This window comes from Arthrobacter sp. NPDC093128 (assembly GCF_040683875.1).
GTDB lineage: Bacteria > Actinomycetota > Actinomycetes > Actinomycetales > Micrococcaceae > Arthrobacter.
Genome location: NZ_JBFBEY010000035.1, coordinates 18,886 through 34,612 on the forward strand (window position 1 = coordinate 18,886; position 15,727 = coordinate 34,612).

The 15,727-nt window shown below is 64.2% G+C and carries 11 protein-coding genes; 3 read left to right on the plus strand and 8 right to left on the minus strand.

Annotated elements, in window-relative coordinates; genetic code table 11:
- Positions 1-14: 14 nt before the first annotated feature.
- From AB0N24_RS25335 to AB0N24_RS25345, 3 genes are read right to left on the minus strand one after another with little or no spacing between them, the layout of a single operon-like run.
- Positions 15-4,868, minus strand: coding sequence for an NAD-glutamate dehydrogenase (locus AB0N24_RS25335; RefSeq protein WP_364130707.1), 4,854 nt, complete (start codon positions 4,866-4,868; stop codon positions 15-17).
- Between the two features lie 57 nt (positions 4,869-4,925).
- Positions 4,926-6,239, minus strand: coding sequence for a chromosome partitioning protein (locus AB0N24_RS25340; RefSeq protein ID WP_364130710.1), 1,314 nt, complete (start codon positions 6,237-6,239; stop codon positions 4,926-4,928).
- Positions 6,236-6,880 carry an SAF domain-containing protein gene (locus AB0N24_RS25345; RefSeq protein ID WP_364130713.1) on the minus strand — a complete coding sequence of 215 codons (645 nt, stop codon included), beginning with the start codon at positions 6,878-6,880 and terminating at the stop codon, positions 6,236-6,238. The genes AB0N24_RS25340 and AB0N24_RS25345 overlap by 4 nt, the downstream gene beginning before the upstream one ends.
- A 156-nt stretch (positions 6,881-7,036) precedes the next feature.
- Here AB0N24_RS25345 and AB0N24_RS25350 point away from each other — a divergent pair, with 156 nt between their 5' ends.
- Entirely contained in the window at positions 7,037-7,252 is a 216-nt protein-coding gene (locus AB0N24_RS25350) for a helix-turn-helix domain-containing protein (protein ID WP_364130716.1), read from the plus strand.
- An 86-nt stretch (positions 7,253-7,338) separates the two neighbouring features.
- Here the strand turns inward: AB0N24_RS25350 and AB0N24_RS25355 are convergent, their stop codons facing one another.
- Complete coding sequence (locus tag AB0N24_RS25355; RefSeq protein ID WP_364130719.1) at positions 7,339-7,911, minus strand: hypothetical protein; 573 nt, start codon at positions 7,909-7,911, stop codon at positions 7,339-7,341.
- 160 nt (positions 7,912-8,071) lie between these two features.
- Here AB0N24_RS25355 and AB0N24_RS25360 point away from each other — a divergent pair, with 160 nt between their 5' ends.
- Together AB0N24_RS25360 and AB0N24_RS25365 are read left to right on the plus strand one after the other, a co-directional pair.
- The gene (locus AB0N24_RS25360) at positions 8,072-8,917 is read left to right on the plus strand and encodes a hypothetical protein (RefSeq protein WP_364130722.1); all 846 of its coding nucleotides are present in this window, start codon (positions 8,072-8,074) and stop codon (positions 8,915-8,917) included.
- 254 nt (positions 8,918-9,171) lie between these two features.
- On the plus strand, positions 9,172-9,525 hold the full coding sequence (locus AB0N24_RS25365; RefSeq protein ID WP_214953111.1) for an Rv3235 family protein: 354 nt from the start codon (positions 9,172-9,174) through the stop codon (positions 9,523-9,525).
- A gap of 141 nt (positions 9,526-9,666) precedes the next feature.
- Here the strand turns inward: AB0N24_RS25365 and secA are convergent, their stop codons facing one another.
- The 4 genes from secA to AB0N24_RS25385 form a co-directional block, all read right to left on the minus strand.
- Positions 9,667-12,408: a preprotein translocase subunit SecA gene (gene secA / locus AB0N24_RS25370; protein ID WP_364130726.1), complete on the minus strand. Its 2,742-nt coding sequence runs from the start codon at positions 12,406-12,408 to the stop codon at positions 9,667-9,669.
- Positions 12,409-12,478: 70 nt separating this feature from the next.
- Positions 12,479-13,726, minus strand: coding sequence for a crosslink repair DNA glycosylase YcaQ family protein (locus AB0N24_RS25375; RefSeq protein WP_364130729.1), 1,248 nt, complete (start codon positions 13,724-13,726; stop codon positions 12,479-12,481).
- A gap of 48 nt (positions 13,727-13,774) precedes the next feature.
- Positions 13,775-14,500: a ribosome-associated translation inhibitor RaiA gene (raiA, locus tag AB0N24_RS25380; protein ID WP_104172251.1), complete on the minus strand. Its 726-nt coding sequence runs from the start codon at positions 14,498-14,500 to the stop codon at positions 13,775-13,777.
- A gap of 178 nt (positions 14,501-14,678) precedes the next feature.
- On the minus strand, positions 14,679-15,599 hold the full coding sequence (locus tag AB0N24_RS25385) for a phosphoribosyltransferase family protein (RefSeq protein ID WP_364130733.1): 921 nt from the start codon (positions 15,597-15,599) through the stop codon (positions 14,679-14,681).
- Positions 15,600-15,727 lie beyond the last annotated feature (128 nt).

A 15,727-nucleotide genomic window follows, 5' to 3' on the forward strand; every position in this document is an offset into this window, starting at 1 on the left:
CTTGGGACGGGTCCCTAGCGTCGGACGATTGACCTCAAGAGCCTCAATGCTACCGACAGTGACGCCATATCGTCCGCTTCGAGCGAGTTGACCTCGTCAAACATGCTCCTGGCACGGCCGAGCTGTTCGGCATTCAGGCCTTCCCAGTTCAGTAGGCGGTCCTCCGCGGGGGTCCCGGACGGCGTCGAGTCAAGTACCGACGTCGTGATGTCCGAAATGGTGGAGTAGAGGTCATCACGCAGGGCAGCGCGGGCCAGCGCCTGCCAGCGGTCCCGCCTCGGGAGCTTCGTGATCCGCTCCAGGAGGGAATCCGCGTGGAACCGGTCGAACACCGAGTAGTAGACGTGCGCGATGTTTTCCACCGGCTCCGCACTGACATGTGTGATCTTGGCGATGTCCAGCAGCACAAAGCTTTCGAACAGTTCGGCCCAGCGGTGGGCGAGGTCCTCCGGAAGTTCCCAGCTCCGGGCCTTTTCGAGCCAGGAAGCCACGCGGACACGGTCCTCTCCGCGCAGGTAGTCGAGGAGGCGGGCACGCATCGGATCCATCAGCGGCTTGAATTCGCCCACGATCTCCGAGATCGGCCGGGAACCGCTGCCTTGGCTGAGCACCCACCGGACAGCACGGTCCAGGAGCCGCCGGATGTCAAGGTGGACGGTGCTCCAGTGCTCCGTCGGGAAGGACGCAGGCAGTTCGTTGAGTTCGCCCACCATGACATCAAGCTCGTAGATTTCGCGGAGTGCAACGAAGGCCTTTGCCACCGCGGCCTCGTTGGCTGAGGTCTCTTCAATGGTGCGGAACGCAAACGTGATGCCGCCCAGGTTGATCATGTCGTTCGCCACGACGGTAGCGATGATCTCGCGCCGCAGCGGATGGGTGTCCAGTTCGGCGTCGAACCTCTCCCGAAGCTGCTTGGGGAAGTAGGACCGGAGGGTTTGCCTGAACCACGGATCGTCGGCGAGGTCGCTCTCGCGAAGTGCCGACGCGAGTTCGATCTTCGCGTAGGCCGCCAGCACGGAGAGCTCCGGCGAGGTAAGCCCCTGTCCCTGTTCCAGGCGTTCCCGGAGCGTCGCCGTTGTTGGCAAGGCTTCGAGTTTGCGCTTGAGGTCCGCGGATTTCTCCAGCCAGTCCATGAGCCGCTCGTAGCTGGGGCTCCACTCCGCAACACGGATGCGGTCGTTGAGGAGGAGGATGTTCTGGTCGATGTTGTCTTCGAGCACGAGCCGCCCGACTTCATCCGTCATGGATGCCAGGAAGTCCGCCCGCTCGGCGGACTCGAGCTTGCCGGCTGCGACCATCCGGTCAACAAAGATCTTGATGTTGACTTCATGGTCCGAGCAGTCGACGCCGGCTGAATTGTCGATGGCATCCGTGTTCAGGATGACTCCCTGGAGTGCGGCCTCAATGCGGCCGCGCTGGGTCATGCCGAGGTTTCCGCCTTCTCCGACCACCTTGACGCGAAGGTCGCGGCCGTCAACGCGGATCGCATCGTTGGCCTTGTCCCCTACCTCCGCATGCGTTTCGGTACTTGCCTTGACGTAGGTTCCGATACCGCCGTTGTACAGCAGGTCCGCGGGCGCCAGCAGAATCGCGCGAAGGAGCTCCGGCGGGCTCAGCTCCGAGGTGCCGTCCGGCAGTCCCAGGGCCGCCCGCACCTGGTCGGAAACAGGAATGGACTTTGCCTGCCGCACGAAGACGCCGCCGCCTTCGCTGATGAGGGACTTGTCGTAGTCGTCCCAGGAGGACCGGGGCAGGTTGAAGAGCCGCTGCCGCTCGGCGTAGGACACGGCCTCGTCGGGATTCGGATCCAGGAAGATGTGGCGGTGGTCAAACGCCGCGAGCAGCCGGATGTGCTTGGACAGCAGCATGCCGTTGCCAAAGACATCGCCGGACATGTCGCCGACGCCCACCACGGTGAACGGCTCCGACTGCGTGTCGAGATCCAGTTCGCTGAAGTGGCGCTTGACCGATTCCCACGCGCCCCGGGCGGTGATCCCCATGGCCTTATGGTCGTAGCCCACCGAGCCGCCGGAGGCGAAGGCGTCCCCCAGCCAGAACCCGTATTCGTCCGATAGGCCGTTTGCGATGTCCGAGAACGTCGCCGTTCCCTTATCGGCAGCGACGACGAGGTAGGAGTCGTTGTCGTCGTGGCGGACGACGTCGGCCGGCGGAACCACGGCTTCCCCGTCGGGAGTTGTGATCAGGTTGTCCGTCAGGTCCAGCAGACCGCGGATGAACGTCTTGTAGCTCTCCACGCCCTCCGCCATCCAGGCCGCCCGGTCGGCGGCGGGGTCAGGGAGTTGCTTGGCGAAGAATCCGCCCTTGGCCCCGGTGGGCACAATGACGGCGTTCTTGACTGTCTGTGCCTTAACAAGGCCCAGGATTTCGGTCCGGAAATCCTCACGCCGGTCGGACCAGCGCAGCCCGCCTCGGGCCACCTTGCCGAATCGAAGGTGCACGCCCTCCACGCGGGGCGAGTACACCCAAATTTCAAACATCGGGCGCGGGAACGGCAGGCCATCGATGGCGGCCGGATTCAGTTTGAAGCTCAGGTACGGCTTTTGCTGATAGAAGTTGGTCCGCAACGTGGCCTCGATGAGGTTCGCGAAGGTCCGGAGCACACGGTCGGCATCCAGGGTGGCGACCTGTTCGATGGCGGCTGCCAGCTCTGCACGGACCGACGCCTGGCGCTCGGTCCGGACATCGTCCCCGAGGGCGGGGTCAAAGCGGACCGCGAACAGGGCACTGAGCGCACGTGTCACGTCGGGATTGGCCAGCAGCGTGTCCGCAATGAAGCCAAACGAATTCGTGTTGCCCATCTGGCGCATGTATTTGGCATAGGCGCGCAGGACCACGATCTGGCTCCAGTGCATGCCCTCGCGCAGGACCAGACGGTCAAAGCTGTCAGACTCGACGGCACCGGAAACAGCGGCGCCAAAGGCTTCCGCCAGCAGTTGGCCCGTTGCGAGCGGGGCCACACCGGCGGGGTACTTCAGGCCAAGGTCGTAGAGGAAGAAGTCCCGTTTGTCCGACGTCTCGATTTCGAACGGCCGTTCATCGAGCACTTCAAGGCCAAGGTTATGGAAGTACGGCAGGATCTGGCTGAGGCTCTTGGGCTCCAGCATGTAGAGCTTGACACGGGCGTCCTCTTCAAGGGTGGCTCCGGCCCCTTCGGGAAGATAGACGTGGACGCCGGGCCGCTCCGGCCGGCCCTTTTCGGCCAGTTCGGCAGCCGATCCGTACTTCTCGAAGCGGGCAATGTCCGTGAGGGCATCCTCCACCTCGTAGTCCACGCGGTAGCTGGCCGGAAAGGCTTCGGCCCAGGCCGAAGCAAGCCCCTTGTTGCCCTCTTCCGGACCACTGGCCCGCAGGACTTCCGCGATGCCCTCGCTCCACGATCGCGCTGCCCGGACAAGCCGTTTCTCCAGCTCTTCGGCGTTGACGTCGCTGACGTCGGCGTCCTTGGGCAGCCGGATCCGGAAGAACAGCCTGGCCAGCGCGGATTCGGTCATCCTGGCTTCGTAGTCGATGGAGACGGCGTGGAAGGTCTCGCGCAGTTCCTGCTCGATGCGGAGCCGAACGTTTGTTGTGTACCGGTCACGGGGAAGGTAGACGAGTGCGGACATGAACCGGCCGTAGATATCAGGCCTCAGGAACAGCCGGGTGCGACGCCGTTCCTGCAGGCGCTGAATTCCGGTTGCCGTCGCTGCGAGGTCGGAAACCTCGATCTGGAACAGCTCATCGCGGGGGTAGGTTTCAAGGATGCCCAGCAGGTCTTTGCCGGAGTGGGAGTGCGGCGGGAATCCGGCTTTGCGCAGGACGGCTTCGACCTTCTCGCGAACGATCGGAATGTTCCGGACGGAGCCGGCGTAGGCGCTCGTGGCGAACAGGCCGATGAACCGCTGCTCGCCATTGACGTTGCCGGCGGCGTCGAAGCTCTTGACCCCGACGTAGTCGAGGTAGGCCGGGCGGTGGACGGTGGAGCGGGAGTTGGCTTTGGTAATGACCAAAGCGCGCTTTTCACGTGCCTTTTTGCGGCCGGCAACGGTGAGGTGTTGGACGTGGTGTCCGTCCGCACCGCTGCGCAGCAGGCCGAGGCCGCTTTCCTCCCGGAGTTCGAGGACGTCTTCCCCGGACTCGTTCACCAGGTCGTATTCGCGGTATCCAAGGAAGGTGAAGTTGCCTTCGTCGAGCCAGCGGAGCAGGTCCTGGGCCTGGCGCAGCTCCTCGATCTGTGCAGGATTGGCCACGTTGTCCAGGTCTTTGGCGATCTGCAGCGCCTTGTTGCGCATCTTCGGCCAGTCTTCGACTGCTGCCCGTACGTCCCCGAGCACGCGTTCAATGCCTTCGATCAGCCGTCCATGCAATTCCTCGCCGGCAAGGTCGATCTCGACAGCGATCCAGGACTCCATGTGGGAGGCGTTGTCGCCTTGGGCTATCAGGTGCGACAGGCTCGGCATGGCGGCGGTATCGCCGCTGGAAATGCCGACGCTGGACGGGACCCGGTCCACCTTGGTCAGTTGAGCGGTTTCCCGGTTGCGTGTCACGACAAACAACGGGTGCAGCACAAGGTGGATTGCAGAGTTCTGGCGAACGAGCTCAGCGTTGACCGAGTCCACCAGGAACGGCATATCGTCCGTGACGATGTACACGACGCTTCGGTCGGCTTCGTCCACGATTCGGATGTTGGCCGTGCCCGGAACGCGGACAGAGGCCACTTCGCGGTGGGTTTCAGCGCGGGCAGCCAGGAGGTCAGGCGAATAGGCCCGGCCGTCCTCCTCCGCAAGGTGCTCGTAGTAGTCTCCGAGGTACCCTTCACGGGCTCCGAGTAAAACGGACTGATCCTCCACGCTGGACCCAGACGACATCGACAAACGCCTCCATCAAAAGTTCATAGCTGCCTCTTTGCAGCCCTTATGGCGAGCCTAGCCCTTTAGGCGACGCTTCGCTGTGGAAGTAAAGACAGAGGATCGGCGTTTTCGCTGGACAGGTGCACAAACTAATTCCGCGATTGCCAGACGTAGTCCTGATTGGGGTGCAGCCTCAAGCAGGAGGCACCCGGACAAAAGTGCCGAATCGCTTGCTGCGCTGTCCGATGGCAGGAACGCGGCGATTGCGGCCGCCGGGCCGTACCTTTCCCAGGCGTCCCTGAGCTGCCGTTCCGGTGACCTTCCGGCGGCCGAGGCACGGACCTTGTTCAGGACTACCAGGGGAACCGCCTGCGGGACCGCGGCCTCAAGCTCGGAAAGGCCGCGAACGAGTCGCGGCACCCCGATGGAGTCAGCCGCTCCGACGGCATAGACGGTATCGGCCATTTCGAGGCTCCGGATGGTGGCGGCGTTCCTGCGCGGCGCCATGGTGTCAAAACTGAGTTCCTCGTCTGCCTCGAGGCAGAATCCAGTGTCCACGACGACGTAGTCCGCGATTTCCCGGGCTTTCTCAAACACGATGCCAAGGGCGGACGCACGCAATTCGATCCAGCGGTCCGCGCGCGTGATCCCGGTCAGGATCCGGAGCGTCCCTGATTTCAGGGCGACAGGTGTGGCAACCCTTAGCAGCGCGTCGGCATCCAGTTGCCCCAGGTCGGCCAGCCTGCAGGCCTGCGCCAGCCCGGCGGACTCATCCAGGAGTCCCAGCAGGCCCGCCACGCTCGCCCCATAGCTGTCAGCGTCGATCAGGAAGACTGAATTGCCCGCTGCAGCCAACTCGCCTGCCATGTTTGCCGCCACGAGTGTCCGGCCGGGCGCCCCTGCCGGACCCCAGACGGCAATAAGCCGGCCGGCGCCGGACGGTTCCGCTGAAACGTCACTTTCCACCGCACCGGGCTGAGTCCGGATGGCCGCCCCTGTGTCCGCAAATCCGCTGTCACCCGCCTGAAATGGCTTGGGACGGGACCACTGGTCCACCGCGCCGGAAATTTTTCCGGCCAGCGCCGCTGAGTCCAATCCCGCCGGCGCTGCCGTGACGCCGATCGCCGTCAGCCTCGCGGTTTCCGATGCGCTGTCCGTCAGGGCAACGATCACGACGCCGACCGCGGAGAGCCGGTCCACCAGTGCAACAGTCAGTTCGTCGCTGCCTTCTGCGACGACGGCCGCCCGGGCGAGGCCGCTTTGGCAGGCGGCCAGCAACTCCGTCAGTTCCGAGCACCTCCTGACGACTGTGACCGGTCCGTGCAGTCGTTCCAGGCCGCCCACCAGGTCTTCGCTTGACTGTCCGACCGTGACCACCGGGATGCTCATGGCGTACCACCGCCAGGGTTCCAGACGACGGAAATCTTGGCCTTGTTCGCCTGGGCGCCAAGCAGCTTCGGCATCTGCTCATCAGTGACGAGCACCAGCACTACTGTGGATCGGAAAGATCCGAGCGTGGTTGTTCCCGGCGTGACTTCAGCAATTTCTGCGCCGGGAAGCAGCAGCTTCGGCTCACTGAATCCGTTGCGGGCATCGGGCAGGGCGACCCAGGCGTCCACCCGCGAACCGGCATCGGCCTGCTCCGGCAAGGCTTCGTCTATGGTGATGGCAACCGGCTTGCGGTTCAGGGCGTCGGTCTTGCCCAGGCTTGCCCGTGGCACCAGCTGGTCCGGGCCAATGCGCTGCACGGCGACCATGCCCTCGGGCAGTCCTGCTTCAGCGGTGATGTAGTGGGATTCCACGTCGCCAAGCCTGACCTTCACCCGGTTGACGTTCTCGGCCGTCAGCTTCTCCCCAACGGCTATAGGCCCTTTCGCCGCATAAACCTCGGTGGTTTGGTCGGCGGCACCTACCAGGGACACAACACCCGCCACTGAGGCCAGGACCAGCAGGAATCCGAGCAGAAGCCGGGGATCCTTCCAGGACGGCTTCTTCAGCCGGACCCCTGCGGTTGTTGTGCTTGCACTCATCCGTGTTGCTCCCCCCATTGGTGCTGACCGGACTGGTTCATGCTCCGGACTCCCTCATTGTTACGGCAAAACAGCCGGATCGAAAGTCATAGGATCAAACAACGCCAAACTGTGGATAACCGCACCACTTGACGCCACTGGTGGCAAAATAGAATCATGCCCCGATTCCTAACCCTCGCAGACGTAGCCGAACAGCTGCAGATCAATTCCCCGGCAGCCTATGCCTTGGTCCGCAGCGGCGAACTCAAGGCCATCCAGGTGGGCGGCCGCGGGCAGTGGCGCGTGGAGGAAAAGATGCTGGAGCAGTACATCGAAGAGCGTTATGCCGAGGCGGAACGCATGATCCAGCAAGCGAAGTCCAAGTCCTCCTAAAGCCTAAGTCCTCCTGAGGCACGGACACAGGCGCGCGCATCCCGCTGCGCCCATTCGGCCTGCAGCCCGGCAACTGGGGTGTGCGTTTAGAACTCGGCGCCGCGCAAGGACCGTAACGCGCCGAGCGAGGCGAATGGCACCGTGGCCACTTGGCTGACGTTGGCCGCGCGGCGGGCCTCCCCGGGCCGGGTTACAGCCAGGTCGAAATAGTCCCGCCCCACGCGGTCGATGACACCGCTGAGTCCGGCCATGCCTTCCGCGCCGCCCATCAGGAAAACTGACAGACCAGTCCTGTCGCGCGCCAGGCCACGAAGTGCGCTGGCCAGGCCCAGTTTTCGCCGGACAGAGGACGGCTCCGTGACAGCGAGCCTCCCCAGGCCCTGGTACCGCGAGACCGCAGCATACGGAACCAGCACCTGGTGGTACGGGTCGCTGAGCACCAGGCTCTCTGCGCCCACGTGGCCCAGCGTTCCGTCGAACACCAACCCGGACGCCAGATGGACACCAACCCTGAGGCCCAAGGATCCGCGCAACCTGTCGGCCAGTTCCACACCCGCAACGTCCGCCCGCGACCGCTCGGCAATTTCCGCTTCGAGCTCCAGCCGGTCAGCTGATGCCAGCTGCGCCTCCATGTCATCAAACAGGGCATCCCAACGCATGCCGCAAATCTAGGCCCGCGCGGGACCGGGGTCAATTCAATACCGGAACCCCGGCACGAAAAAACAAATCACTGGACAAAAACCGGAGGGTGGGTTCAAACTTTACTTAGATTCATCAAATAACATCAAACAGCATCAAAATGCTTCGAGGAGTAGGATCATGGAGGGTTCGCAACGCAGACCACTCGGTTCGGACGCGATATTGGCAGCAGGGATTCTTCTTCTGGGTGCTCTCCTGGCGGGGACCGGCGCCTCGCTGATGGAGCGGTGGCAGCGGTCAGCGGAGAGGGGCCAGTCGCTGGCCTTTGAAGACTTGCTGGGAATTGCCGTCAACACGATGGGACTCATCATCGTGGCCTGGTGGTTCCTGTCGATGCTGATCGCTCTTGCCTCCGCCGCCCTCGAGCGCACCGGCAACGGCCGGGCCGCGAAAATCACGGGCAGGTTCAGCCCGGCTTTTATGCGCCGGCTCGCCCTCGCCGCAGTCGGTTTGCAGCTGCTGGGCACACCGCTTGCCCATGGCGCCACGGACCCCGGGGTGCCGCCGCCAAGTCCAACATCCGGCACGGCTATTGCTGCGGTATGGGCGCCAACGGAACAGGCAGCTGCAGGAGCCAGTCCGTCAGAGCCGGCCGCACTCACCACCGCAATGGTTGGCGGGGTAGGCGGTGCAGCATCCATTTCCGTTTTGCCGGCGACCTCAGCGTCCGGTGACAGCCTGGATCCACGGTGGAAACCAAGTGCACCCGTCGTGGGTCCAGGTCCACTCGCGGCTCATCCCGTGAGGTCCGCCCGGCAGCAACCGGCCTCAGCCGCCCCCGTCACAGTAGTGGCCGGGGACTCGCTGTGGAGTATCGCCGCCCGGGGGCTGGGTGGCTCCCCCGCTTCGGACGTAGACGTCGCGTTGGAATGGCCACGTTGGTATCAGGCCAACCGGGCCGTCGTGGGAGACAATCCCGATGTCCTTCTCCCGGGCCAGGTTCTCCGGCCACCGTCCAGCTCATAGTCCGCGGCCGGCTTCGAGCAGTCTTCAGATATCCGTCATCAATCAGAGGAAACGTCATGAGCGCATTGCATTTGGTCCCCTCATCTCCTGCGACGGGCCGGTCCGTTCCGGGTGTCCCGCCGGTCCGCAGGCTGACGGCGGTGCCTGAACCGGCCAGCATCCCGCCTGCGGGTCCGCGCCCTGCTGGCGCTCCTCCCGCGCCGGGCCCGGCTGGCCCGGCTCGATCGGCCGGCAACCTGCGGACCCTCAAGGCTGTGAGTGAGAGCAGGGAGGTTTGCGCGATCGCCCGCGGTACCGTGCAGGCCGCCATCGAAGTACTGGCCGGAACGCGTCCGATCCAGCAGCTCTCGCGGCGCCTGGACCAACGCTGCCTGGCCTCGCTGCAGCACCGGGCCGCGCTGACCCGCCGGCTCGCGTCCGGGTCCTCACCGACGGCCGGCCGCCTGCACCGTAATCCGGCTGTCCGGTCAGTCCGCGCCTGCGAAGTCGCGGACGGCATCTACGAGGCAAGCGCCGTCGTAGTGGACGAACTGAGGGTCCGCGCGGTGGCGGTGAGACTTGAGCGCAGCAACCAGGTATGGCGGGTAACGGCGCTGGAAATCGGCTGACTCATCAGCTTTGAGCCGACTCGCGCCGCCCTCCGCCAATCCAAACTGTCCGGACAAGAGTGGATACAGGTAAGGGCCGGAACAATTGTTCCGGCCCTTACCTGTATCTCAGCTGGCTGCGGTTTCGGCAGTCATCAGTTCCTAGCGCTTCTTCTTCTTCGGCGCCTGCTTCCGGGCACCGTCCTGGGCCGCAGCCTTCGCCGGATTTCCCGAACGGCCCGAGGGCCTGCCCTCGATACGGGTCTGGCTGGCGCCGTCTTCGCCCGGTGCGGTGTACTGCAGCTGGGCGGGCTTTTCCGGGGCTTCCAGGCCGGCTGCGCGGATCTGCGGCTCGTGGTGCTCCGTGTGTTCCCCGGCGGTGTCGGCAACCATCACGTCCTCCGCGGGGGTCACCTCGACCTCCAGGTTGAACAGGAAGCCGACGCTTTCCTCCCTGATGGCCTCCATCATGGCTTGGAACATGATGAATCCCTCGCGCTGGTATTCAACGAGCGGGTCACGCTGGGCCATGGCACGGAGGCCGATGCCCTCCTTGAGGTAGTCCATCTCGTAGAGATGTTCCTGCCACTTCCGGCCGATCACGGACAGCACTACGCGGCGTTCCAGTTCGCGCATGCTCTCGGATCCTATGGCCTCTTCCCTGGCCTGGTAGACCAGGCGTGCATCGGAAAGGATCTCTTCCTTCAGGAAGTCCACGGTGATGCGGGACTTGCCGCCGGCTTCGTCAATGACGTCGTGCGACGTGATGCTGACGGGGTACAGCGTCTTGAGGTTGGTCCACAGCTGGTTGAAGTCCCAGTCGTCCCCGGTGCCTTCGGCAGTGGCTTCGTCGATGAGCGCGGTGATCGTGTCCTCCAGGAAGAACTGCACCTTCTCGTGCAGGTCATCGCCCTCGAGGATGCGCCGGCGGTCCCCGTAGATGGCCTCACGCTGGCGGTTCAGGACGTCGTCGTACTTCAGGACGTTCTTGCGCTGTTCCGCGTTGCGGCCTTCGACCTGGCCCTGTGCAGATGCAATGGCACGGGACACCAGCTTCGATTCCAGGGCGACATCGTCCGGCACCGAACTGTTCATAAGCCGCTCGGCCGCGCCCGAATTGAACAAACGCATCAGGTCATCCGTCAGGGACAGGTAGAACCGGGACTCGCCGGGGTCGCCCTGGCGTCCGGAACGGCCGCGGAGCTGGTTGTCAATGCGGCGCGACTCGTGGCGTTCGGTGCCGAGGACGTAGAGCCCGCCGAGGTCCAGCACTTCCTCGTGCTCGTCCTTGACTGCCTGTTTGGCTGCTTCGAGCGCCGCAGGCCAGGCGGCCTCGTACTCTTCCGAGTTTTCTTCCGGATCCAGGCCCTTGGCGGCCAGTTCGGCGACTGCGGTGAATTCGGCGTTTCCGCCCAGCATGATGTCGGTACCGCGACCGGCCATGTTCGTGGCGACGGTCACGGCGCCCTTGCGGCCGGCCTGCGCGACGATCGCGGCTTCACGGGCGTGGTTCTTCGCGTTCAGGACCTCGTGCCGGATGCCTTCCTTGGCCAGCAGCCGGGAAAGGTATTCGCTCTTCTCCACGCTGGTGGTGCCCACCAGCACCGGCTGGCCCTTTTCGTGGCGCTCGGCGATGTCCTTGACAACTGCGTCAAACTTGACCGCCTCGTTCTTGTACACCAGGTCCGACTGGTCGAGGCGCTGCATGTCCCGGTTGGTGGGGATGGCCACCACTCCGAGCTTGTAGGTGCCCATGAACTCCGCGGCTTCGGTCTCGGCGGTGCCGGTCATGCCCGAAAGCTTGTTGTACATGCGGAAGTAGTTCTGCAGCGTGACGGTCGCCAAGGTCTGGTTCTCCGCCTTGATCTCGACGGCTTCCTTGGCCTCGATCGCCTGGTGCATTCCCTCGTTGTAACGCCGTCCGGCCAGGATGCGGCCGGTGTGCTCATCGACGATCAGGACCTCGCCGTCGAGGATAACGTAGTCCTTGTCCCGCTTGAAGAGTTCCTTGGCCTTGATGGCGTTGTTCAGGAAGCCGATCAGCGGCGTGTTGGCTGACTCGTAGAGGTTGTGGATGCCGAGGTAGTCCTCGACCTTTTCGATGCCCGCTTCGAGCACCCCTACGGTGCGCTTCTTCTCGTCGACCTCGTAGTCGGTGTCGGCCTTGAGCCGCAGGACCACCTTGGCGAATTCGCTGTACCAGCGGTTCGTGTCGCCCTGGGCAGGACCGGAAATGATGAGCGGGGTACGGGCCTCGTCGATGAGGATGGAGTCCACTTCGTCAACGATTGCGAAGTGGTGGCCGCGCTGGACCAGTTCTGACTTGTCCCAGGCCATGTTGTCGCGCAGGTAGTCAAAGCCGAATTCGTTGTTGGTTCCGTAGGTGATGTCCGCGGCGTATTGCTCGCGGCGCACGGCGGGGTCCTGGTTGGAGAGGATGCAGCCGCTGCTCAGGCCGAGGAACCGGTAAACGCGGCCCATAAGGTCGGACTGGTATTCGGCGAGGTAGTCGTTCACCGTGATGACGTGGACACCCTTGCCGGCGAGGGCATTGAGGTAAGCCGGAGCGGTGGCGACCAGGGTCTTGCCTTCACCGGTCTTCATTTCGGCGATGTTGCCCAGGTGCAGGGCGGCGCCGCCCATCATCTGGACGTCGAAGTGGCGCATTCCCAGCGTTCGTGACGAGGCTTCGCGCACCGCTGCGAAAGCCTCCGGCAGGAGATCATCCAGCTTCTCGCCGTCCTGGTGGCGTTCCCGGAGCCGGTCGGTTTCTTCACGCAGTTCGGCGTCGGTGAAGGTCTTGAGGGAGCTCTCCAGGGCATTGATGGAATCGGCATAGTTCCTCAATTGCCTTAGGGTTTTTTTGTCACCCGTACGGAGAAGTTTTTCGATAAGTGATGCCACGTGAAGTTGCTCCCAGTCTCAAGCTGCCGAATTCTGGCGTGTTCAGTCTACGGGAGAGAGGCACGGTGCGTTACGCCTGTTCCCTGAGAGCGGATGCACCCGTTCCGGTGGCAGCGACTGCCTCGGCGAGCGCCGGCCCCAAGTCGCCGGCCGGCGAGACCACCACACGGTCAAGCTCGAGCCATCCGGCCATCAGCCGGAGCTCTGCGGCCAGTTCGACGGCGGTATCCGCCGGCGCATCCGGTTCGGCGTGCGCTGCCCTCGCCAGGAGGTGGCCCGCGGCCCTGTCAGCCTTGAGGTCGACCCGCGCCACGATGCCGTCCCTCAGCAGGAACGGAAGGACGTAGTATCCGAAACGCCGTTTGGCCTCCGGTGTGTAGATCTCAATCCTGTAGTGGAAGCCGAAGAGCTCCTCCAGCCGCCGCCGCTCAAAGACGAGCGAGTCAAACGGGCTGAGAAGGGCCCGCCCGGTTGCCGCGCGGGGCAACTTGGAGTCGGCGTGCCGGTAGACCTGCCTGTCCCAGCCCCGGACAGTGACGGGCTCCAGCGTGCCGAGGTCCACAAGATGCTGCACGGAAAGGGCGGCCGCACGCAGGGGGGTCCGAAAGTAGTCAGCGAAGCAGCGCACTGTTCCGATGCCGTGGGCCCTCGCCGCGGCAGCGATGAGCCGGTCCATCGCGGCCTCAGGATCGGCAACGGCGTCTCCCCCGCCGTCGAGCGGGGAAAAGACCTTCCCCGTAAGTGTGTAGCGGCGTTCAAACTGCTCGGTCCGCGAGGACGCCGAGACGAGCCCTTCCTCGAAAAGGTGTTCCAGGACGCGTTTGACCGCGTTCCAGTTCCAGCCCCAGTTGTCCGTCCGCCGGTCCTCGACATGTCCGATCCGGACAGTGAGTTCGGCGGCGGTCAGTGGTTTGCCCTTGGCGAGTTCCTCGAGGACCTTCACGGCCACACCGGTGCGCAGTTCGGGGTCCATGGCCGATGCCCCGACCCACTTCCGGCTCTGCCACAGCAAAAGGTCCGGGAAGTGGTCCGGCCGGATGAAGCTGGCTTCATGCGCCCAATACTCCATCATCCTGCGCGGATGCTTGGACGCCATCCGGTGCAGAATGGCACGGTCGTAATTTCCGAGCCTGGAAAAGAAGGGCAGATAGTGGCTGCGGGCAAGGACGTTGACGGAGTCAATCTGGACCAGGTGCAGCCGGTCAAAAGTACGGCCCACCGCCCGTGCAGTCACGGGTCCGGCGGGCCGTCCTTTGTCCAATCCCTGGGCTGCCAAAGCGATGCGCCGTGCCTGGTTGAGGCTCAGCGATGCGCTCATGTCAGTCCTTCCTTTGGCTGGTCAACACCAGCTTAGGCGAACACGCTACTAGGCGCGTGCAGGTTCGTCCTCCGACCGGTAGGCGAGGATCTTCTCTTCCAAGGGCGCTTCGCCCGGTTCGCAGGTCTGGTCCAGGCTGATGACGCCATAGGTCCATCCGTCGCGGCGGTACACCACGGACGGCGCTTTGGTCTCCTTGTCCACAAACAGGTAGAAGGAGTGGCCCACAAGTTCCATGTTGTCGACGGCGTCGTCGAGCGTAAGGGATGCCGCCGGGAAGACCTTGCGGCGGATCAGGACCGGAGAGTCGCCTGCCGGGATGTCATTGTCGACGTCGTACGGCGACTTTTCCACCGGCGCCGGCTGTGGCTCCTGGTGGTTGCTGGCCTCAACGTACAGAGGCTCGGTGGTGCTTGCCGGTTCGAGGCTGGCTGTCGCCTCGCGGACGGCTTTCGGGGTGTGCCGCCCGTGGTGGACCTTTTTGCGGTCCTTGGCGCGGCGCAGGCGCTCGAGGAGCTTGTTGTAAGCGAGATCGAACGCGGCGAACTTGTCGGCGGCGCTGGCTTCCGCACGGATTACGGGGCCACGGCCCAGGACAGTCAGCTCAACCGTGAGCAAGTCTGCGGTCTGGCGGGCCTTGGTCTCCTTGGACACCTTCGCGTCCACCCTTTGGACCTTGTCTCCCAGCGATGCGATCTTTGAGATCTTCTCGTCGGCGTATTCGCGGAAGCGGTCCGAAACCGTCAAATTCCGTCCGCTGATCATGAACTCCATGGTGCCCTCCAAATGACTTCGGTGACACGACGGCGGCACTTCCCGGGGCCGATCTGACTGACAGTCGAGCCCCTTTCCGAGCCGCTATCGACAGGTACAACTGATCTTGGTACCCACAACCGACGTTAGTTCATCGCTACCCGTTATTCACCTTTTCTTCGCTTTATTTTTTTCGGAGTCACGTGTCCTTCCGCGCGGTGGCGCCGGGAGCGGCGGCTGGATCGGCGGAGTCGGGCGGGCGTGTCGCCGCCAGCACAACGGCACCAACGACAATGCCTCCCGCCTGGTGAACTGCCCGCGCAGCCTCTGCCAGCGTGGCGCCCGTGGTGAGGACATCATCCACGATGATGCAGGGTCGCCCCCTGATGCCCGGCCCGAAGAGGGCCGGTCCCGCCCGCATCGAGCCGCGGACGCGCCTGACGCGCGCCCCTCGCCCCAGTCCCTTTTGCCCTCCGGCCATCGCGGGAGGAGACACCAGGGCACGGATTCGTTCCGGGAGATCAACGGCAGTTCGTGATCCTTGGGCGGTTGCCCTCCGCTTGCGGAGGACGCAGGCAAGGGAGCCCGCACCCAGGCCGCCGCTGCGGGCCAGGTTGCGCAGCATGAGGTGCACCGGGCTGAAACCGCGTTTCCGGAATGCGCTGTTGGTGGTGGGAACCGGAATGAGGCAGAAGCCCCGCATCGTCCCGGCGGCCCGCTGGATGGCTCTTCCCAGTGCTTTGGACAACACCGACTCGAGCTGGCCCTGCCCGTGTTTCTTGAATGACAGCAGGGCCTGGGCGAGTTCCTCACGGTAAACCCCGGCAGCCACGACCGGCAGGATGACCGAACCGTTGACATCCATGAGGGCAGGCGCCTGCCCCTCAGCCCGGAAAGGCGCCTTGGTGAGGGTCCGCACCGCCCGTTCGCAGGGGCCGCAAAGCGAGAAATCTTCCGTTCCGCAACAGACACAGTCCACCGGGGCGGCCAATGCCAGGAGCTCGCGGCCCGCACTTGCTGCCCGGTCCGCAGCCCTCGGAAGCCACTGTGAGTAGTCGCTGCGGTGTTTTGCCGGCGTTGCGGCAGGCGGCGCCAGATCGGGATCGGGTAGTCGCATCATCCGCTAAGGCTGGATGACTGGACACCGGCTAGGTGTACTGCCCAGGGACGTTGGTCCGGTGAATGTGATGACTCGCGGGAGTCGTTGACTGATGGGTGAGGACCTCCGGTTGCACAGTGGAGTTGCTT

Excerpts from the sequence above, each read along its gene's own strand:
- AB0N24_RS25355 (WP_364130719.1), bottom strand. The coding sequence starts at position 7,911 with ATGCGTTGGGATGCCCTGTTTGATGACATGGAGGCGCAGCTGGCATCA.
- AB0N24_RS25345 (WP_364130713.1), bottom strand. The coding sequence starts at position 6,880 with ATGAGTGCAAGCACAACAACCGCAGGGGTCCGGCTGAAGAAGCCGTCC.
- AB0N24_RS25385 (WP_364130733.1), bottom strand. The coding sequence starts at position 15,599 with ATGATGCGACTACCCGATCCCGATCTGGCGCCGCCTGCCGCAACGCCG.
- AB0N24_RS25360 (WP_364130722.1), top strand. The coding sequence starts at position 8,072 with ATGGAGGGTTCGCAACGCAGACCACTCGGTTCGGACGCGATATTGGCA.
- AB0N24_RS25375 (WP_364130729.1), bottom strand. The coding sequence starts at position 13,726 with ATGAGCGCATCGCTGAGCCTCAACCAGGCACGGCGCATCGCTTTGGCA.
- AB0N24_RS25335 (WP_364130707.1), bottom strand. The coding sequence starts at position 4,868 with ATGTCGTCTGGGTCCAGCGTGGAGGATCAGTCCGTTTTACTCGGAGCC.
- AB0N24_RS25340 (WP_364130710.1), bottom strand. The coding sequence starts at position 6,239 with ATGAGCATCCCGGTGGTCACGGTCGGACAGTCAAGCGAAGACCTGGTG.
- AB0N24_RS25350 (WP_364130716.1), top strand. The coding sequence starts at position 7,037 with ATGCCCCGATTCCTAACCCTCGCAGACGTAGCCGAACAGCTGCAGATC.
- raiA (WP_104172251.1), bottom strand. The coding sequence starts at position 14,500 with ATGGAGTTCATGATCAGCGGACGGAATTTGACGGTTTCGGACCGCTTC.